Consider the following 17,990-nt stretch of genomic DNA (forward strand, 5'->3'; position numbering starts at 1 on the left):
GTGGTGCTGCCGGTTAGTCCAGCAAGCGCCGCGCGATTACCTGCGCCTGAATTTCCGCCGCCCCTTCGAAGATGTTCAGGATGCGCGCATCGCAGAGGATGCGGCTGACGGAATATTCCAGCGCAAAGCCGTTGCCGCCGTGGATCTGCAGCGCGTTGTCCGCTGCCGCCCAAGCCACGCGGGCGCCCAGAAGCTTGGCCATGCCGGCTTCCAGATCGCAGCGTTTGTCGTGGTCCTTCTGCCAGGCGGAGAAGTAGGTCAGCTGACGGGCGATCATGATCTCCACAGCCATCATCGCGAGCTTGCCGCCGACGCGCGGGAATTCGATCAGGGATTTGCCGAACTGCTTGCGGTCGATCGCGTATTGCATGCCGACTTCCATCGCCGACTGCGCCACACCAATAGCGCGGGCGGCGGTCTGGATGCGGGCGCTTTCGAAGGTCTGCATCAGCTGCTTGAAGCCCTGGCCTTCCTTGCCGCCGAGCAGGTTCTCGCCCTTCACCTTGAAGCCGTCAAAGCCCAGCTCGTATTCCTTCATGCCGCGATAGCCGAGCACTTCGATTTCGCCGCCGGTCATGCCGGGGGTCGGGAAGGGGGCCTCATCGGTGCCGGGGGTCTTTTCGGCGAGGAACATCGACAACCCGGAGTAGTTCGTGGTGGTGGGATCGGTGCGCGCCAGCAGCGTCATCACATGGGTGCGCGCGGCGTGGGTGATCCATGTCTTGTTGCCGGTGACGGTGTAATCGCCATCCTCGCCCTTCACCGCGCGGGTGCGCAGGGCGCCGAGGTCGGAGCCGGTGTTGGGCTCGGTGAACACGGCGGTGGGCAGGATCTCGGCACTGGCGAGCTTGGGCAGCCATTGCTGTTTTTGCTCTTCCGTGCCGCCGCAGAGGATCAGCTCTGCCGCGATTTCGGAGCGCGTGCCCAGCGAGCCGACGCCGATATAGCCGCGCGAAAGCTCTTCCGACACAACCACCATCGAGGCCTTGGACAGGCCGAAGCCGCCGAATTCTTCCGGGATCGTTAGGCCGAAGACGCCCATCTCCGCCAGATCGCCAATCACCTCCATCGGGATCAGCTCATCCTTCAGGTGCCATTCGTGGGCGTAGGGGATGACCTTCTCATCGGCATAGCGGCGGAACTGATCGCGGATCATCTCCAGCTCTTCGTCGAGCCCGGAGGTGCCGAAGGTGGCGTTGGCGCTCTGCTCCTGCATCAGCTCCACAAGACGGGTGCGGGCGGCGGTGGAGTTGCCTTGGGCCATAAGGCGCTCCACCGCCGGCTCGCGGTTTGCCGGGGGCGTGAGGCCGAGGTCCTGCAAGCGGGCCATTTCCCCCTGGCTCATCGGGATGCCCCCGAAGATCTGGTTGAGGTATTCTCCGAAGGCGATCTGGTGGATCAGCGCTTCGATCTCCCCGAATTTGCCTTCGCCCTGCACGCGCTCTGCCCAGGCCTGCATCTGGCGCAGGGATTGCGCGTAGGTGGCGAGCCAGCTCAGCGTATGGGCGGCGTATTGGTGCTGCTCCAGCAGGCCGGACGAGACGCGGCCCTCCTTGGTGACCAAGGCGCGCAGCTTCTCGCGCCCGGCCTGAAACAGCGCCTCGACCGTGGGCAGCGCAGCCGCCGTGGTGGGCAGAAGATCGTCCAGAAGCGGGCTTGTCGTCATGTGGCTCAAGTCCTGTCCGTCATGTGGCATGTCTGGCTCCTTGAATCGGGGTCTCACCGGGTTTAGCCATTTTGCAGGTGCAGCGCAATAATAATGCGCGAAAATATCCGCGCGTGAACGAAAATAACCTTACGACTTTTTGCGCTGCCCGCAGACCTCCGGCTGAGATATAGAAGGGAGAGCGCCGATGGGGAGCCCTTTCAACATGCTTGTTTTACAGGAATTTGCAACGCAAACGCTGCTGATCGCCTGCGCCGTGGCGCTGCTGGCGGGCTTCGTGAAAGGGGCAACAGGCTTTGCCATGCCGATGATCATGATCTCGGGGCTCGGCTCGATCATGGCGCCCGATCTCGCACTTGCGGCACTGATCCTGCCCACGGTGGTGATGAACGCCGCGCAGGCGCTGCGGCAGGGGGTAGGGGCGGCGCTGGCCTCGGCGCGGCGGCATTGGCTCTACCTCGCGCTGGTGCTCGCCTTTATTGCGTTAAGCGCCCAGCTCGTGCGGGTGCTCTCCTCACAGGCGCTGTTTCTGATGATCGGCGTGCCGGTGACGCTCTTCGCGGTGAGCCAGCTTCTGGGCTGGCGGCTCAGCTTCCCCGAAAGCCGCCGCCGCGTGGTGGAGGTCACCGTGGGGGCCATCGCGGGATTCTGCGGCGGGATCTCGGGCGTCTGGGGGCCGCCGACAGTGGCTTACCTCACCGCTTTGGACACCCCAAAGCAGGAGGCCGTGCGGGTGCAGGGCGTGATCTACGGGGCGGGGGCTGTGGTGCTGCTGCTCGCCCATATGCGCTCTGGCATCTTCAACGCGGAGACAGCCCCGCTCTCGGCCCTGCTGCTGCTGCCCGCCGGGGTGGGCATGGCGCTGGGGTTCAGAGCACAGGACCGCATGGATCAAACCCGCTTCCGCACCGCCACGCTGGTGGTGCTGGTGGTGGCGGGGCTGAATTTGGTTAGGCGGGGGGTAGTGGGGTAGGGATAGGTTTAGCTCTTGCTAAATATGGCAAGCTGGCGTGCTAGCGATTTCGCTAGACGGGCCAAAAAATGTTTTTATTTTCAGTTATTTGCGGCGGTTATTGACTTAGTATCACGGCCTTGATACTAGTTCGACATGCTAGAGATTTCCAAATCAGACGTTTTAAGAAGCTTCCGCAGAGATAACCCATGGTGGGACGAAGCTTTCAGTGCACCAAAGGACCCTAGGGAAAAGAAGCGCGCCTATTTCGAGCCGTTTGCAGGCCTTGCCTTGGATTGGTCTGTACGCCGATCCACAATTTTAATGGGGCCGAGGCGAGTTGGTAAGACGGTCATGCTGCGCCAGCTTATCGAACAGGCTATAAGTGATGGCTTTAGTGGTAAGAACATTCTGTTCGTTTCAATTGATACTCCACTGTATAGCGGAATGCCTCTGTTAAGGTTGATAGAGTTGTTCGAGGAAGAAACTGCCCACAACCCTAGTGAACGGCGTATCATCGTCTTTGATGAGATTCAGTATCTAAAAAACTGGGAAGTACACCTGAAGGTGTTGACGGACCAGTACCCGAACACGCGTTTTATCGCCTCCGGTTCGGCGGCCGCAGCACTTAGGCTCAAAAGTGAAGAATCGGGTGCAGGTAGATTTACTGACTTTTTTCTACCTCCTCTGACTTTCGCAGAGTTTCTTGCGTTTAGTGAGATAGAAGATGATTTGATCACATCTGCAGCGCTAGGGTCTACTCTTCGTTTCGCAACTCCGGATATTGCTAAGCTCAATCAAGAATTTATCAACTACCTGAACTTTGGCGGTTACCCAGAGGCTGTTCTGAACGAAACTATCAAAGCAAACGTTCAACGGTTTCTCGGTCGCGACATTATTGACAAAGTACTTCTGCGCGACCTGCCAAGTCTATATGGTATCCAGGACATTCAGGAACTGAATAGACTTTTCACAACCTTAGCTTACCACACGGGGCAAGAGATAAGCCTCGATGGCCTTGCTCAGAGCTCGGGCGTCGCAAAAAATACTATTACGAAGTATCTGGACTACCTCGAAGCCGCATTCTTAATTGTACGGGTGCGTCGTGTGGATGATACTGGAAAAACCTTCAAAAGAATGAGGAATTTTAAAGTCTACCTAACAAACCCTTCTATGAGGGCCGCACTATTCTCTCAAATATCGGATGGTGATGAGGCAATGGGTGCGATGGCCGAGACCGCCATTTTCTCTCAATGGTTTCATTCGGATACTATGAAAAACTTGCACTATGCTCGGTGGAAAAAGGGGAAAAAGGATTTAGAAGTGGATATTGTCAGGGTTGATCCAGCGCGTCTGAAATCAACTTGGGCCTACGAAATCAAGTGGTCAGACCGTTATGCGTTAGATCAGCCTGGGGAGCTTAGTGGACTTGTTGAGTTTGCAAAGCGAAACTTCGAGAAAGGTTTCCCGGCTGGCGCTACAAGCAAGACGGTCTATGCTGAAAGTGAAGTGGACGGAGTTCTTGTAAGGCATTTTCCTTGTTCCTTGCACTGTTATCAAGTCGGTAAGAACGTGGCAGAAGGGCGGGCTCCCTAGATCTGGAGTCGGCCTTGGTTTTTTGAAAGTCTTCCAGCATTCGATGTAAGAACGCCCGGCTCTCACCGGGCGTTCTTCTTAACCACTCTGCCGAACCCTCACCCGATGGCGACGGCCTTCACGTCCTCGTCGATGTAATCCACGTATTGCGCGAAGTTCTCCGCGAACATGTGGACGAGCTTGGCGGCTTGCTCATCGTAGGCGTCCGCATCGTCCCAGGTGCGGCGGGGGTCCAGCAGGATGTCCGGCACGCCGGGCACCGATACGGGCACTTCAAAGCCGAAGTTCGGATCCTTGCGGTATTTGACCTCGGCCAGCGTGCCGTCCAGCGCGGCTGTGAGCAGGGCGCGGGTGGCCTTGATCGGCATGCGCGAGCCCGTGCCGTAGGCGCCGCCCGTCCAGCCGGTGTTCACCAGCCAGCAGGTGGCCCCGTGCTTGGCGATCTTTTCGCGCAGCAGGTTGCCGTAGGCCTCCGGGCGGCGGGGCATGAAGGGCGCGCCGAAGCAGGTGGAGAAGGTCGGCTCCGGCTCCGTCACGCCGCGCTCGGTGCCGGCCACCTTCGAGGTGAAGCCCGACAGGAAGTGATACATCGCCTGCGCCGGGGTGAGCCGCGCGATGGGAGGCAGCACGCCGAAGGCATCGCAGGTGAGCATGATGATGTTCTTCGGGTGGCCGCCAAGCGCGGATTTGGACGCGTTGGAGATATACTCCAGCGGGTAGGCGCAGCGCATGTTGGCGGTGAGGCTGTCGTCCTCGAAATCCAGCTCCTTGGTGTGGGCATCGTAGACCATGTTCTCGATCACGGTGCCGAACTTCTTGGTGGTGGCGTAGATCTCGGGCTCGGCCTCTTCCGAGAGGTTGATCGTTTTGGCGTAGCAGCCGCCTTCGAAGTTGAAGGTGCCGCGGTTGGACCAGCCGTGTTCATCGTCGCCGATCAGCACGCGGTTTGGATCGGCCGAAAGCGTGGTTTTGCCGGTGCCGGAGAGGCCGAAGAAGATCGCCGTGTCCACCGGGTTGTGCGGCGCGTGGTTGGCGGAGCAATGCATCGCCATGACGCCCTTGCCCGGCAGGATGTAGTTGAGCAGCGTGAAGACGCTTTTCTTGTTCTCGCCCGCGTATTCCGTGCCGCCGATCAGGATCAGCTTGCGATCGAAATTCATCGCGATCACGGTTTCGCTCCGGCAGCCGTGCCTGGCCGGATCCGCCTTGAAGGTGGGGCAGTTAATCACGGTGAACTCGGGCTGGAACTCGGCGAGATCTTCCATGTCCGGGCGGCGCAGCATGTGGCGGATGAAGAGCCCGTGCCATGCCAGCTCGGTGACCATGCGCACGTCGAGCCGGTGGGTGGGGTCGGCCCCGCCGAAGAGATCCTGCACGAAGTAATCGCGCCCCTTCATATGGGCGAGCATGTCTTCGTAGAGCACGTCAAAGGCGGCGGGCTCCATCGGGGCGTTGTTTTCCCACCAGATGCTGTCTTCCACGGAGGGCGTGCGGACGACGAATTTGTCCTTGGGCGAGCGGCCCGTGTGCTTGCCTGTGGAGACAAGGAAAGTGCCGCCCTGACCGAGCGTGCCTTCCTTGCGCTGCAGGGCTTCCTCGATCAGCGCGGGCTCGAGGTAGTTGTAATAGACGTTCCCCAGCCCGGTGATGCCTTGATCGTCGAGTGTGAAAGCGGGGTTTACCCGGCCATGAGTCATCTGCAAGCTCCTCGCGCGCGCAGGATTGCTGCGGCGCCTCTCTCTTTCCCTGAAGTGTGAAGCAATGGGCCATCATTGCCGCCGCGCCGGTGTGGTGCGGACAATTCTTTCATAACATGCCGCTCTGCAGAAAGAATAGGTCGCAATCGCCTGGTTAGCGCAATCAGTCGCACCGGTTAGCGCAACCGTCGCGTGAAAAGTGAGTCATATTCGCCAGAGTTAACGATTTTTATGCAGCTATGACGGCCAAATCAGGGGCGATTCGCAGTTTGGAGTTGATTCTGGCCCTGTCAGGCGTGAGAGTATGTCAAAAATCAGGCATAAAAACATATCAAGGGCAGTACCCATGTCGAAAATTGCACTTGTCGATGACGACAGGAATATCCTGACGTCGGTCTCCATGACTCTGGAAGCCGAGGGCTTCGAGGTGGAGACCTACAACGATGGCCAGACGGCGCTGGACGCCTTCAACAAGAAGCTCCCCGATATGGCCGTTCTCGATATCAAGATGCCCCGGATGGACGGGATGGATCTGCTACAGCGGCTGCGCCAGAAGACCTCGATGCCGGTGATCTTCCTTACCTCCAAGGACGATGAGATCGACGAGGTGCTCGGCCTGCGCATGGGGGCAGATGATTATGTGAAGAAGCCCTTCTCGCAGCGGCTGCTGGTGGAGCGCATCCGCGCGCTTCTGCGCCGTCAGGAGGCGATGAACAACGAGGATGGCCCCGTCACCGAAGAAAACAAGGTGATCGAGCGCGGCGCGCTGACGATGGATCCGCTGCGCCACTCGGTGTCCTGGAAGGGCAAGGACGTCTCGCTCACGGTGACGGAATTCCTGCTGCTGCAGGCGCTGGCGCAGCGCCCCGGCTTCGTGAAAAGTCGCGATCAGCTGATGGACGTGGCCTATGATGATCAGGTCTACGTGGATGACCGCACGATCGACAGCCACATCAAACGTCTGCGCAAGAAGATGCGCACGGTGGATGAGGATTTCTCCGCCATCGAAACCCTCTACGGCATCGGCTATCGTTACAACGAAGAAGAATGACACTCGCACCGGAGATTGACGTGCGCGACGGCAAAAGCAGAAGCGCGAATGTCCTGCTGGGGGAGGATTGGGAAAATCCGACCGCCGGCGGCGATGGGGAGCTGTCCGCCCGCCGGGCGCGGCGGGGCTTCATCGCGCTCAACCGCTCTGCCCTGGCGCGCAAGATCATCACCTTCAACCTGCTGGCGCTGATCATTCTCGTGGCCGGGGTGCTCTATCTGAACCCGGTGCGCAGCTCGCTCGTGGAGCAGCGCGACGCGGGCATCGTGTCCGAAACAGCGCTGGTGGCCAGCGTGTTCGAGGCGCAGATTCCGGCCAGCGTGCCTGTAAACCTTGCGACGGGCGACGGCGTGGATGTGCAGCGCACGCTGGACGCGCTTTCGCTGCCCTCGGGCACCGAGGCATTCGTATTCGACGCGAACGGCACCCTTGTGGGGCAGGCGATGGGTGCCTTGGATCGGGATGGAGGCAGTGACGCGCAGGAACGCAGCACCCTGATCACCGATTTCCTGAATTCTGTCTGGGAAAGCATCTCGGGCGTTCTGGGGCCGGACAGCCCCGCGGTGGAAGCGACCCCGCTCAGCGCCGAGGACATCGCCCGCGATCTGCTGCCCACGGCGCTGGAATCCGCTGCGCCGGCACAGGTGACGCAGGAAGGCGAGGGCGGCGAGCGCTTCGCGGTTGTGTCGCCGATCCTGCAGAACGGATCGCCCGTGGGTGCCGTGGCGCTTACAAGTGCGGCCGGGGAGATCGATCGCCTCGTGCGGCAGGATCGTGAGCAGGTGCTGCAGATGTTCGTGGTGGCGCTTCTGGTGTCCATCGGGTTGAGCCTTGCACTGGCCTCCACCATCGCCAATCCGCTTTCGGATCTGGCGGAGGCGGCGGAGCTGGGCCGGGATCGTAACGCCCGCAAGATGAGCCCGAGCCGCATCCGGATCCCGGATCTGACGGCCCGTCCCGACGAAATAGGCCGCCTGTCCGGCGCGCTGCGCGGCATGGTGACGGCGCTTTATGATCGCATCGACGCCAACGAGCAGTTCGCCGCCGACGTGGCCCATGAAATCAAGAACCCGCTCGCCTCGCTACGCTCCGCCGTGGGCACGCTGCGGGTCGCGAAGCGGGACGATCAGCGTGAGAAGCTGCTGGACGTGATCGATCACGACGTGCGCCGCCTTGATCGCCTCGTGTCCGACATTTCCAACGCCTCCCGGCTTGATTCCGAACTCGTCCGCGAGGAGGAAGAGGCCTTCGATCTGCTCAAGATGCTGGGCAACATCAACGAATACCTCGGCAATGAGGCGCGCACGAAGGGGATCGAGTTCATCTCGGATCTGCCGAGCAAGCCGATCATCGTGATGGGGCTTGAGGCCCGGCTGGCGCAGGTGTTTGTGAACCTGATCACCAATGCGATTTCCTTCTGCGAAGACGGCGACGCGATCCGGGTCTGGGCGCGCAAGCGCGAGAACCGCATCCTGATCGTCGTGGAGGATACCGGCCCCGGCATTCCCGATCAGGCGCTGCACAAGATCTTCAACCGCTTCTATTCCGAACGCCCCCCCGGCCAGTTCGGCAACAACTCGGGCCTCGGACTTGCGATCTCCAAGCAGATCGTCGAGGCCCATGACGGCGTGATCTGGGCAGAGAACATCCGCCCCACCGAGGCCGACGTGACGTCTGAACCGCTGGGCGCACGCTTCGTGGTGGGCCTGCCTGTCTAGGCGGGGCGGCCATGGCGCAGAACGCGGAAATCCTTGAAGAAAAGCTGAAACGGGCGCTCTCCTCCGGAGCGCCCGTTCATGCCTCTGCCGTCGCGCTTGAGGGGAACGGGTTGCTGATCCTCGGGGCGTCGGGCAGTGGCAAATCCGGCCTCGCTCTGCAGCTTCTGGCACTGGGGGCGGGGCTGGTGGCCGATGACGGCGTCCTGCTTGAGTCCGGCGAAGCCGGTGAGGCCGGGATCACCCTGCGCTGCCCGCCGCCGATTTCCGGGCTGATCGAAGCGCGCGGGCTTGGCCTTGTGCCGGTGCCCGCCGTGACCGAAGCCCGCCTGTGCCTGATCGTGGATCTGGATGCCCCCAGCCCCGCGCGCCTGCCTGCGCCGCAGGCAATCCCCCTTCTGGGACATTCCGTCCCCTTGCTCCCGAAGGTCGATGCCGCACATTTTCCGGCAGCCCTGATGCTCGCCCTGCGCGCCGGCGGCGTGCTGACCGAGGAGAGAAGCCAATGAGCGATCCAAGCCCGCGCGGCCAGAAACTTGTCTTTGTGACGGGGCCGTCCGGGGCGGGGCGGTCCAGCGCGATCCGCGTGCTGGAAGATCTTGGCTTTGAGGCCATCGACAACATGCCGCTGACGCTGGTGCCCCGCCTGCTGGAGGGGGCGGCGTCCAGCCGCCCGCTGGCGCTTGGGATCGACGCGCGCAACCGGGATTTCTCGGCCAACGCCATGGCCGCACTGATCGACGATCTGACCGCGCGCAGCGACGTGGCCGTCGAGGTTCTGTTCTTGGATTGCCGGGCCGATGTGCTGCTGCGCCGCTTCTCCGAAACCCGCCGCCGCCACCCGCTGGCCCCGGCCGACACGCCCATCGCCGGGATCGAGGCCGAGATGGATCTGCTGCAGCCCGCGCGCAAGCGGGCCGATGTGCTGATCGACACAAGCGAGCTGACCCCGCACGAGCTGCGCGCCGAGATCGAGCGCTGGTTCGCGCCGGAGAGCGGGCAGCGTCTGGCCGTATCTGTTCAAAGCTTTTCCTACAAGCGTGGCACCCCGCGCGGGATCGATATGATCTTCGATTGCCGTTTTCTGGCGAACCCCTATTGGAAGCCTGAGCTACGCGCGCAGAACGGGCAGGATGCGCCGGTGCAGGATTACGTCGCGTCCGATCCGCGCTTCGCGGCCTTCTTTGCCAAGGTGCTCGATCTTTCGGAACTGCTGCTGCCCGCCTATATCGAAGAGGGTAAGGCACATTTGTCGATCGGGTTCGGCTGCACGGGCGGCCAGCACCGTTCGGTCACAATGGCTGAAAAACTCGCCGCGGCGCTTGCACAAGCCGGATGGCAGGTGTCTATAAGACATCGGGAACTTGAACGTCGGGCGTCACTCCCGCCCGACAAACACTAGGATGAATACGTGATCGGCATCGTGATTGTCGCACACGGGGGGCTGGCCGGGGAATACCTGTCCGCTGTCGAGCATGTGGTCGGCAGGCAGGCGGGCATGCGTGCCATCACCATCGGTGCGGAGGATGACCGGAGCCTCAAGCAGGATGAAATCTGCGCCGCCGCTGATTCAGTGGATACCGGGGATGGTGTCGTGGTGGTGACGGATATGTTCGGCGGCTCACCCTCCAACCTCTCTTTGCGCGCCTGCAGCCCGTCCAACCGGATGATCCTGTACGGGGCGAATCTGCCGATGCTGATCAAGCTGGCAAAAAGCCGAAGCAAACCGGTGGAGATCGCGGTCGAGGCCGCGAAGGCCGCTGGCCGGAAATATATAAACAGTTACGACGTGTCGTCGGGCTGAGGGACATTATGACAGAACGCCGTAGCCTGAAGATCATTAACGAGAAGGGCTTACATGCCCGCGCCTCTGCTAAACTCGTGGAAGTTGTCGAAGCCCATGACGCCGAGGCCGAGGTCTCGCGCGATGGCATATCCGCATCAGGGGATTCCATCATGGGGCTTTTGATGTTGGCAGCCTCAAAGGGAACCACTATTGAGGTGGAGACACGCGGACCAGAAGCTGCACAACTGGCCCAAGCCCTCGAGACCCTCGTGGCAAACAGGTTTGGCGAATCCTTCTGATCCGCGCCGCACGGCAAGGACGGGGCGCATATGATGGATGAGACCGGACACGGCAAAGCTCCCGCGGAAGGCGAGTACGTGCCGTATGACAAACGGCAGCTCTCCTACGCCAACACCTTCCCGAACCCGTTCAAGGCCAATGTGATCCGCACCATGGAATGGTGCACGGGCAAGATCCCGATCCTACGCCGCATCCGCCAGTTCGAACGCGAAGGCGTTGAGCAGGGGCAGGGGTTCTGGTCCCATGCGCTGCGGCTGATGGGGGTGGAGCTTCAAACACCCGATGAGCAGATCCGGCGCATCCCGAAAGAGGGCCCCGTGGTCATCGTCGCCAACCACCCGCACGGGCTGGTGGATGGCATCGTGCTGGCCGAGCTCGTGGGCCGCGTGCGCACCGATTACAAGATCCTCACACGCTCGCTCCTGACGGGGGTGGACGAGGTGAAGCAGTTTATGATCCCGGTGCCCTTCCCCCATGAGGACGGCGCGCAGGAAAAGAGCCTCGACATGCGCCGCCAGGCAATGGCGCATCTGGCCGAGGGCGGTGTGATCGTGCTGTTCCCCTCCGGCGTTGTGGCCACCTCCGACAGCTGGTTCGGCCCGGTGATCGAGAAGGAATGGAACCCGTTCACTTCCAAGATGGTGAAGCGCTCCGGGGCGACGGTGGTGCCGGTCTATTTCCCGGGGCAGAACTCCCGCGCCTATCAGATCGCCAACCAAATCTCTGCCACGCTGCGGCAGGGGCTCCTGCTGCATGAGGTGGCTCATGCGCTGAACCGGCCGCAGGCGCCCGTGGTGGGCTACCCGATCACGCCGGAGGAGATCAGCCGTTGGGAGGGCAATGCGACAGAGTTCGTGGCCTATCTGCGCGCGCGCACGCTGGCGCTGCGCACCCAACCGCAGGCGCGTGGGCTAAGCCTGAAGGATGCCGCCAGCATCCGTCCGCTTGCCAAGGAATAGACGCGTGCCTCAGCGCGTCGGCACCGGGGTCTCGCCGCGGTAATCGTAAAAGCCGCGCTTGGTTTTGCGGCCCAGCCAGCCAGCCTCGACGTATTTCGTCAGCAGCGGGCAGGGGCGGTACTTGGTGTCCGCCAGCCCCTCGTGCAGCACGTTCATGATCGCAAGGCAGGTGTCGAGCCCGATGAAATCGGCCAGCTCCAGCGGCCCCATCGGGTGGTTCGCGCCCAGCTTCATCGAAGTGTCGATGGAACGCACATTGCCGACGCCCTCATAGAGCGTGTAGATCGCCTCGTTGATCATCGGCATCAGGATGCGGTTCACGATGAAGGCGGGGAAATCCTCGGCCGAAGCGGCTGTCTTCCCGAGGTTTTCCACCACTTCAAGGCAGGCGTTGTAGGTCGGCTCGTCGGTGGCAATGCCGCGGATCAACTCCACCAGCTGCATGATCGGTACCGGGTTCATGAAGTGGAACCCCATGAATTTCTCGGGCCTGTCGGTGCGCGAGGCCAGCCGGGTGATGGAGATGGACGAGGTGTTGGACGTCAGGATCGTTTCGGGCTTCAGATGCGGGAGCAGATCCTCGAAAATCGCTTGCTTGATCGTCTCGCGCTCGGTGGCGGCCTCGATCACGAGGTCCGTCTGGCCGAGATCCGGCAGCGCCAGCGTGGTGCTGATCCGGGCGATGGCGGTTTCCATGTCGTCGCGGGTGATCGTCTCTTTGGAGACCTGCCGGTCCATGTTGCGGCGGATCAGGGCCATGGCCTTGTCCAGCCCGTCCTGCGAGATGTCGTTGAGCTTCACGTCATAGCCCGCGAGCGCGAAAACATGGGCAATCCCGTTGCCCATCTGGCCTGCGCCAACGATTCCGACCGTCTTGATACCCATGGCTCTGCCTCGCTGAAAATCCCCGTGACACTAATCGCTTGCGCCGGGAAATCGCAAGGGCTCGCGGGCGGAAACCGTGCAGCTGCGGCAATTGTTAAGGCTTTGGTAAAGGTACTCTGCGAGCCTGTGGGGGCCATTTGAAGACGGGAGGGTGCAATGGTGGGAAAGCACTCCGAGCCACAGTTGACCCAAGGCGAGGGCCTGGGGGGCGCGTCGCTTTGGCTCAAGGGGCAAATCCTTGAAGCGCAAGCCGTCGCGCCGCATCCCGAAGCACACGTGGTGTTTCTGGGCGGGACGCTGACAGCCGGGCACGGCGTGGCGCATCCTTTCGCGCAGCAGGTGGGGGCACTTCTTGAGCGCCCGGTGGCCCGTTTCGGGCTTCCCAATGCGGGCGTGGATGCCCTTCTGGCGCTTACCGTCGGGCTGGAGGCTGCGCGGGCGGCGCGGATCACCGTCGTGGAGACACCGGGGCTTCATGGGCTCAACAATCGCTTCTACCATGTGCACCGCAAGCGCAATGATCGCTTCGTCGCGGCGCTGCCGCCCCTCATTGCCCTGTACCCGCGCACCGATTTCACCGGGATCAATTTCGTCGGCCATCTCACACGGGTGCTGCAGCATGAAAATGCTGCCGCCTATGAGCGTGTCGAGGCAGAGCTGCGCCTGCAATGGGCGGCGCGGATGGCGGAGCTGATCGGGATCGCCGGGCCGGAGGTGCTTCTGCTGACCCTGCGGGCCGAGGATCCGGCAGGCCCGCGCGGCGGGATCATGGCGGCGGGTGTCACGCCGCAGATGCTGACGGCGCTGAGCCTGCAAACCGGCGCGCAACTGCTGGAATGCATCCTGCCGGAGCCAAAGGCCACGCCCTATTCCGTGATCCCCGGAGCTTTCGCCCATGATCTGATCGCCACGCGCCTGCAGTTCACCCTGGAAACACTGTTTGACGACGTGTAGCGCTGCTCAAGGAACGCGGCCCCATGAATAAGGCCCGCCACATGGGCGGGCCTTTGGCAATTCTCACGCAGGCCGGGGCCTGAGCGGGCTTGATCAGCCCAGCTTTTCTGTCAGCTCTGGCACGGCCTGGAACAGGTCGGCCACGAGGCCGAAATCGGCGACCTGGAAGATCGGCGCTTCTTCGTCCTTGTTGATGGCGACGATGATCTTGGAGTCCTTCATGCCGGCGAGGTGCTGGATCGCACCGGAAATGCCGCAGGCAATGTAGAGCTCGGGCGCAACCACTTTGCCGGTCTGGCCCACTTGCCAGTCGTTCGGAGCGTAGCCCGAATCCACGGCGGCGCGGGAGGCGCCAACGGCGGCACCGAGCTTGTCGGCCAGCGCTTCGATGATCTTGAAGTCGTCCTCAGAGCCAACACCACGGCCGCCGGACACGACGATGCCTGCGCTCGTCAGCTCGGGGCGGTCGCTTGCGGCCACCTTGTCCTCGACCCAGGATGCAAGCCCGGTGTCGGAGGCGCCGCCGATGGCTTCCACGGCAGCGGAGCCGCCTTCGCCAGCGGCATCAAACGTGGAGGTGCGGAAGGTGATGACCTTCTTCGCATCGCTCGACTTCACGGTCTGGATCGCGTTGCCCGCGTAGATCGGGCGCTCGAACGTGTCGGCATCCACAACCGCCGTCACGTCGGAGATCACCATCGCGTCCAGAAGGGCTGCCACGCGGGGCATCACGTTCTTGGCGTCGGTGGTGGCCGGGGCGACGATATGATCAAAGCCATCGGCCAGCGAGACGATCAGCGCGGCGGTGTTCTCGGCAAGGCGGTGGCCCAGCGCGGCATCCTCGGCAACAAGCACCTTGGACACGCCGTCGATCTTGGCGGCGGCGTCACCGGCGGCGGAGGCAGAAGCGCCTGCGGCCAGAACCGTCACGTCGCCCAGCGCTTTCGCGGCCGTCACAGCCTTGGCGGTGGCATCAAAGCTCAGTTCGCCATTGTTCACTTCGGCAAGGAGAAGAACAGCCATTACACAGCCCCCGCTTCTTTGAGTTTCGCAACCAGCTCGTCCACGGAGCCCACCACGATGCCGGCGGCACGGGCTTCGGGCTCTTTCGTGGAGACGACGGTGAGGCGCGGCGTGACGTCGACGCCAAAGTCGGCGGCGGTTTTCTCGTCCAGCGGCTTCTTCTTCGCCTTCATGATGTTGGGCAGTGAGGCGTAGCGCGGTTCGTTCAGGCGCAGGTCGGCGGTGACGATGGCGGGCATCTTCACGCTGATCGTCTGCAGGCCGCCGTCCACTTCGCGGGTGACCTTGGCGGTGTCGCCGTCCACGTCCAGTTCGGAGGCAAAGGTCGCCTGGGACCAGCCGAGCAGGGCGGACAGCATCTGGCCGGTGGCGTTCATGTCGTTGTCGATTGCCTGCTTGCCGGCGATCACGAGGCCGGGCTGCTCTTCTTCCACGACTTTGGCGAGGATCTTGGCAACGGCCAGGGGCTCGATGTCCTGGTGGACGTCATCGGCAGCCACCACGAGGATGGCGCGATCGGCGCCCATGGCCAGCGCGGTGCGCAGGGTTTCCTGAGCCTGCTTCACGCCGATGGAGACGACGACGATCTCGTCGGCCTTGCCCTTTTCCTTCAGGCGGATCGCCTCTTCGACGGCAATCTCGTCAAAGGGGTTCATCGACATTTTGACGTTGGCGAGATCAACACCCGTGCCGTCCGCTTTGACGCGAACCTTCACGTTGTAATCGATCACGCGTTTGACAGGCACCAATACCTTCATCGCGTTTTTCTCCTTAAAAACCTCTCCCCGCTCAGCGCGGGGCCTCAAGCTCTCGAGGGATTAAGTAGCGTGGCGCGTTCGGAGAAAACAGAGCAAAATCGACAGGAAAGCGCCCGGCGACGCCGCGTTTTGTTTCCGATTGACGTAAGGGGAGGTATTTGGCGGGCAAAAGCGGCCTGATTGCAGGCGGTTGCCGCGAAGGGCTCAAAGGGAATCGGCGGCGGGAGAAAAATCAGCCCGCCGCGTCAGGCGTTAAACTGTTTGCGCTAGCGGTTCGCGCCGGGCACCCAGAGCACATCCGCGCGGCCATCGTCATTGGCAATGCGCGAGGCCACGAAGCACCAGTCGCTCAGGCGGTTGAGGTATTTCACGGCGGCCGGGTTGATCAGTTCCATCGTCGCCAGTTCCACCGAAAGCCGCTCGGCGCGGCGGGTGACGGTGCGGCAGAGATGCAGATGCGCGGCCAGCGCGCTGCCGCCGGGCAGCACGAAGGAGCGCAGCGGCTCAAGGGCGGCGTTCATCGCGTCGATCTCGCGCTCCAGCCGGGCGACCTGCCCATCGCTCATGCGCAGCGGCGGGTATTCGGCCTCGGCGTCCTTTTCCATGTCGGGGCGGCAGAGGTCCGCGCCCAGATCGAAAAGGTCGTTCTGGATCGCGGCCAGTTGCGCGTCCATCTCGCCCTCCGCATGGAGCCGAGCCAGGCCGAAGGTGGCGTTGGCCTCGTCCACGGTGCCGTAGGCGTTCACGCGAGCCGAGTGTTTGGCCACGCGCGCGCCATTGCCGAGCGCGGTTTCGCCAGCGTCGCCGGTCTTGGTGTAGATCTTGCTGAGAACGACCATATCAGCCCCCGGATTGGCGCAGGAAAACGAAAACAAGGATCAGGGCCACGGCCACCGCCTGTGCGATGATCCGGTAGCGCATGATCCGGTTGGCGTGTTTGCGGTTGAAATCGCCGCCGCGGGCAAAGCCGCCGATCCCGATCATCAGGATCACGAGAACCAGCAGGGTTGCGCCGGCAACGACGAGGAAAAGCGGATCCGAAAGCATGGGGGCTCCGTTTGTTTGCTGTTGCACGTGATGTAGCCGCCGCGCGCGCGAAAGCGAATATGAATTTGCGACGCAGGGGCTTCGCTAGCCTTTCACCAGCAATTTGTCCAAGGCGCGCGTCGACAGGATCCGCCGCAGCGCGCCCATGATGTAGGTGGGCGTTGTCACGTAGTAGCGCGGGCGCGGGCGCTTGGATTCCAGCGCGTGGATCAGCTTCTGCGTGACAGCCTCGGCGGGCAGTTCGAACTTGTCCGGTCCGCGATCCTCATACAGCCGCTTCATCAGCTTGCGCCGGTACTGTTCGGCGCGGGGTGAGGCCTCCCAGTCGATCCAGCGCTCGAAATGGGGGATGGCGTTTTGCCGGATCTTCGAGGTGATCGGGCCGGGCTCGATTAGGATGACCTCGATGCCGGTGCCCTGCATTTCGATGCGCAGCGTGTCTGAAAGCCCTTCGAGCGCGTATTTGCTGGAGACATAAGCGCCGCGGAAGGGGGCGGTGACGAAGCCGAGGATGGAAGAGCAGTTGACGATCCGCCCATGCCCCTGCGCGCGCATCACCGGGATCAGGCGGCGAGTCAGCTCGTGGTAGCCGAAAAGGTTGGTCTCGTAGATGGCGCGCAGGGCATCGGTGGGCAGATCCTCCACCGCGCCGGGCACGGCGTAGGCGCCGTTGTTGAACACCGCATCGAGCGTGCCGCCGGTGCGGCTCAGGCTTTCGGCCACGGCGGCGGCGATGGAGGCCTCATCAGTGTAATCCAGCACGAAGCTTTCCAGCCCTTCGCCGCGCAGGCGGGCGCAATCTTCTTCCTTGCGGCAGGTCGCGAACACGCGCCAGCCGCGTTTGGCCAGCCCGTGGGCCGCGTCATATCCGATGCCCGAGGAGCAGCCCGTGATCAGGACCGACTTTTCCTTGCTCATGCCTCACCCTTGCCAGTTGTCGCTTTGATTTGCGGCAACCTTAGGCAAGGGTGGGCGGGGGAGGAACCGGAAAAATCCGGGGATCGCGCAGCGTTAGGGGGCGCTGCGGGAGAGGAACTTCGCGGACATATAGCCCGTCTGTCCAGTGGTGAGATCCCGGATACGCGCCCAGCCATTGGCCTCAAGCGCGATCATCTCGGCGGCGCTGCCGCGCGTGAGCGATGCAAGCACGCCATTAGCGGTGGAGGGGCCGGAGCGCATGTTCACGCGGCTTCCCGTCACGTACCAGACGTCATCGCCGGAGGCCTGCACCTGAGCGATCTTCTTCGCCGCAGTTTTGGAGACATAGCCCGCCGGGGCATCGCTCTTGCCGATGGCCAGCATCTCAGGTGCGATGGGCGCGGAGGTCATCTTGGCGACGCGTTTGGCCGGCGGAAAGGCCTTAGCGGCGGCGGCTTCCACGTTCGGGGCTTCGGCCTCGGGCGCGGGGGCCAGAAAAACGGGGGGTTCGGCGTCGAGCGAGGCCACTTTGATCTCGCTCGGCAAGCCCTCGGCCTGCGCCACTTCGGCGGCCTCGGAGGCCCCGTCGCCCGCCGGGATAAAATACATTGCGCCAAACAGGCACAGGCTCAAAATCACAATCAAACGTACCATAATACTCTTCCCCCGGAGGGTGGCAGCCC

At 62.4% G+C, this 17,990-nt stretch carries 19 protein-coding genes; 10 read left to right on the forward strand and 9 right to left on the reverse strand.

The features are described from left to right. Positions 1–13: 13 nt before the first annotated feature. Positions 14–1,696: an acyl-CoA dehydrogenase family protein gene (locus KVX96_RS04155; RefSeq protein ID WP_261193002.1), complete on the reverse strand. Its 1,683-nt coding sequence runs from the start codon at positions 1,694–1,696 to the stop codon at positions 14–16. A 175-nt stretch (positions 1,697–1,871) separates the two neighbouring features. On the opposite strand from KVX96_RS04155, the gene KVX96_RS04160 reads away from it, so the two are divergent. Next, positions 1,872–2,639, forward strand: a complete 768-nt coding sequence (locus KVX96_RS04160; protein WP_261193003.1) for a sulfite exporter TauE/SafE family protein — start codon at positions 1,872–1,874, stop codon at positions 2,637–2,639. Between the two features lie 135 nt (positions 2,640–2,774). Continuing rightward, the gene (locus KVX96_RS04165; RefSeq protein ID WP_261193004.1) at positions 2,775–4,214 is read left to right on the forward strand and encodes an ATP-binding protein; all 1,440 of its coding nucleotides are present in this window, start codon (positions 2,775–2,777) and stop codon (positions 4,212–4,214) included. 98 nt (positions 4,215–4,312) lie between these two features. Here KVX96_RS04165 and KVX96_RS04170 read toward each other — a convergent pair whose 3' ends face one another. After that, positions 4,313–5,911: a phosphoenolpyruvate carboxykinase gene (locus KVX96_RS04170; RefSeq protein WP_261193005.1), complete on the reverse strand. Its 1,599-nt coding sequence runs from the start codon at positions 5,909–5,911 to the stop codon at positions 4,313–4,315. 346 nt (positions 5,912–6,257) lie between these two features. Here KVX96_RS04170 and KVX96_RS04175 point away from each other — a divergent pair, with 346 nt between their 5' ends. Genes KVX96_RS04175 through KVX96_RS04205 form a run of 7 tightly spaced genes read left to right on the forward strand, consistent with a single transcriptional unit; the run spans position 6,258 to position 11,722 of the window. Further along, a complete protein-coding gene (locus tag KVX96_RS04175; RefSeq protein ID WP_261193006.1) occupies positions 6,258–6,962 on the forward strand; it encodes a response regulator transcription factor in 705 nt (234 codons plus the stop codon). Further along, a complete protein-coding gene (locus KVX96_RS04180; RefSeq protein WP_261193007.1) occupies positions 6,959–8,680 on the forward strand; it encodes a sensor histidine kinase in 1,722 nt (573 codons plus the stop codon). The genes KVX96_RS04175 and KVX96_RS04180 overlap by 4 nt, the downstream gene beginning before the upstream one ends. 11 nt (positions 8,681–8,691) lie before the next feature. Then, positions 8,692–9,186, forward strand: coding sequence for an HPr kinase/phosphorylase (locus KVX96_RS04185; RefSeq protein ID WP_261193008.1), 495 nt, complete (start codon positions 8,692–8,694; stop codon positions 9,184–9,186). After that, the gene (gene rapZ, locus KVX96_RS04190) at positions 9,183–10,079 is read left to right on the forward strand and encodes an RNase adapter RapZ (RefSeq protein WP_261193009.1); all 897 of its coding nucleotides are present in this window, start codon (positions 9,183–9,185) and stop codon (positions 10,077–10,079) included. The genes KVX96_RS04185 and rapZ overlap by 4 nt, the downstream gene beginning before the upstream one ends. A 9-nt stretch (positions 10,080–10,088) precedes the next feature. Next, the gene (locus KVX96_RS04195) at positions 10,089–10,481 is read left to right on the forward strand and encodes a PTS sugar transporter subunit IIA (RefSeq protein WP_261193010.1); all 393 of its coding nucleotides are present in this window, start codon (positions 10,089–10,091) and stop codon (positions 10,479–10,481) included. Between the two features lie 8 nt (positions 10,482–10,489). Beyond that, positions 10,490–10,762, forward strand: a complete 273-nt coding sequence (locus KVX96_RS04200; protein ID WP_261193012.1) for an HPr family phosphocarrier protein — start codon at positions 10,490–10,492, stop codon at positions 10,760–10,762. 30 nt (positions 10,763–10,792) lie between these two features. After that, positions 10,793–11,722, forward strand: a complete 930-nt coding sequence (locus tag KVX96_RS04205; protein ID WP_261193013.1) for a lysophospholipid acyltransferase family protein — start codon at positions 10,793–10,795, stop codon at positions 11,720–11,722. 9 nt (positions 11,723–11,731) lie between these two features. On the opposite strand, the gene KVX96_RS04210 is transcribed toward KVX96_RS04205, so the two are convergent. Next, entirely contained in the window at positions 11,732–12,607 is an 876-nt protein-coding gene (locus KVX96_RS04210; RefSeq protein WP_261193015.1) for a 3-hydroxybutyryl-CoA dehydrogenase, read from the reverse strand. 156 nt (positions 12,608–12,763) lie between these two features. Here KVX96_RS04210 and KVX96_RS04215 point away from each other — a divergent pair, with 156 nt between their 5' ends. Continuing rightward, complete coding sequence (locus KVX96_RS04215) at positions 12,764–13,561, forward strand: DUF6473 family protein (protein WP_261193017.1); 798 nt, start codon at positions 12,764–12,766, stop codon at positions 13,559–13,561. 93 nt (positions 13,562–13,654) lie between these two features. Here KVX96_RS04215 and KVX96_RS04220 read toward each other — a convergent pair whose 3' ends face one another. From KVX96_RS04220 to KVX96_RS04245, 6 genes are all read right to left on the reverse strand, one after another. Further along, positions 13,655–14,584, reverse strand: coding sequence for an electron transfer flavoprotein subunit alpha/FixB family protein (locus KVX96_RS04220; protein ID WP_261193018.1), 930 nt, complete (start codon positions 14,582–14,584; stop codon positions 13,655–13,657). Further along, the gene (locus tag KVX96_RS04225) at positions 14,584–15,342 is read right to left on the reverse strand and encodes an electron transfer flavoprotein subunit beta/FixA family protein (protein ID WP_261193019.1); all 759 of its coding nucleotides are present in this window, start codon (positions 15,340–15,342) and stop codon (positions 14,584–14,586) included. The genes KVX96_RS04220 and KVX96_RS04225 overlap by 1 nt, the downstream gene beginning before the upstream one ends. 266 nt (positions 15,343–15,608) lie before the next feature. Next, positions 15,609–16,181: a cob(I)yrinic acid a,c-diamide adenosyltransferase gene (locus KVX96_RS04230; RefSeq protein ID WP_261193020.1), complete on the reverse strand. Its 573-nt coding sequence runs from the start codon at positions 16,179–16,181 to the stop codon at positions 15,609–15,611. Position 16,182: 1 nt separating this feature from the next. Beyond that, on the reverse strand, positions 16,183–16,389 hold the full coding sequence (locus KVX96_RS04235; RefSeq protein ID WP_261193021.1) for a twin transmembrane helix small protein: 207 nt from the start codon (positions 16,387–16,389) through the stop codon (positions 16,183–16,185). A gap of 84 nt (positions 16,390–16,473) precedes the next feature. Continuing rightward, a complete protein-coding gene (locus KVX96_RS04240) occupies positions 16,474–17,307 on the reverse strand; it encodes an SDR family oxidoreductase (RefSeq protein ID WP_261193022.1) in 834 nt (277 codons plus the stop codon). 93 nt (positions 17,308–17,400) lie between these two features. Next, a complete protein-coding gene (locus tag KVX96_RS04245; protein WP_261193023.1) occupies positions 17,401–17,961 on the reverse strand; it encodes an SH3 domain-containing protein in 561 nt (186 codons plus the stop codon). Between the last annotated feature and the right edge of the window lie 29 nt (positions 17,962–17,990).

Origin of the sequence: Pseudoruegeria sp. SHC-113, assembly GCF_025376885.1 — a bacterium.
In the GTDB taxonomy this organism is placed as follows: Bacteria; Pseudomonadota; Alphaproteobacteria; order Rhodobacterales; family Rhodobacteraceae; genus Pseudoruegeria.

Bases quoted from the DNA above. Each gene is read 5' to 3' on its own strand.
- KVX96_RS04175 (WP_261193006.1), top strand. From the start codon at position 6,258: ATGTCGAAAATTGCACTTGTCGATGACGACAGGAATATCCTGACGTCG.
- KVX96_RS04170 (WP_261193005.1), bottom strand. From the start codon at position 5,911: ATGACTCATGGCCGGGTAAACCCCGCTTTCACACTCGACGATCAAGGC.
- KVX96_RS04230 (WP_261193020.1), bottom strand. From the start codon at position 16,181: ATGGTCGTTCTCAGCAAGATCTACACCAAGACCGGCGACGCTGGCGAA.
- KVX96_RS04210 (WP_261193015.1), bottom strand. From the start codon at position 12,607: ATGGGTATCAAGACGGTCGGAATCGTTGGCGCAGGCCAGATGGGCAAC.
- KVX96_RS04180 (WP_261193007.1), top strand. From the start codon at position 6,959: ATGACACTCGCACCGGAGATTGACGTGCGCGACGGCAAAAGCAGAAGC.
- KVX96_RS04225 (WP_261193019.1), bottom strand. From the start codon at position 15,342: ATGAAGGTATTGGTGCCTGTCAAACGCGTGATCGATTACAACGTGAAG.
- KVX96_RS04155 (WP_261193002.1), bottom strand. From the start codon at position 1,696: ATGCCACATGACGGACAGGACTTGAGCCACATGACGACAAGCCCGCTT.
- KVX96_RS04240 (WP_261193022.1), bottom strand. From the start codon at position 17,307: ATGAGCAAGGAAAAGTCGGTCCTGATCACGGGCTGCTCCTCGGGCATC.
- KVX96_RS04220 (WP_261193018.1), bottom strand. From the start codon at position 14,584: ATGGCTGTTCTTCTCCTTGCCGAAGTGAACAATGGCGAACTGAGCTTT.
- KVX96_RS04215 (WP_261193017.1), top strand. From the start codon at position 12,764: ATGGTGGGAAAGCACTCCGAGCCACAGTTGACCCAAGGCGAGGGCCTG.
- KVX96_RS04205 (WP_261193013.1), top strand. From the start codon at position 10,793: ATGATGGATGAGACCGGACACGGCAAAGCTCCCGCGGAAGGCGAGTAC.
- KVX96_RS04185 (WP_261193008.1), top strand. From the start codon at position 8,692: ATGGCGCAGAACGCGGAAATCCTTGAAGAAAAGCTGAAACGGGCGCTC.
- KVX96_RS04245 (WP_261193023.1), bottom strand. From the start codon at position 17,961: ATGGTACGTTTGATTGTGATTTTGAGCCTGTGCCTGTTTGGCGCAATG.
- KVX96_RS04235 (WP_261193021.1), bottom strand. From the start codon at position 16,389: ATGCTTTCGGATCCGCTTTTCCTCGTCGTTGCCGGCGCAACCCTGCTG.
- KVX96_RS04165 (WP_261193004.1), top strand. From the start codon at position 2,775: ATGCTAGAGATTTCCAAATCAGACGTTTTAAGAAGCTTCCGCAGAGAT.
- rapZ (WP_261193009.1), top strand. From the start codon at position 9,183: ATGAGCGATCCAAGCCCGCGCGGCCAGAAACTTGTCTTTGTGACGGGG.
- KVX96_RS04200 (WP_261193012.1), top strand. From the start codon at position 10,490: ATGACAGAACGCCGTAGCCTGAAGATCATTAACGAGAAGGGCTTACAT.
- KVX96_RS04160 (WP_261193003.1), top strand. From the start codon at position 1,872: ATGCTTGTTTTACAGGAATTTGCAACGCAAACGCTGCTGATCGCCTGC.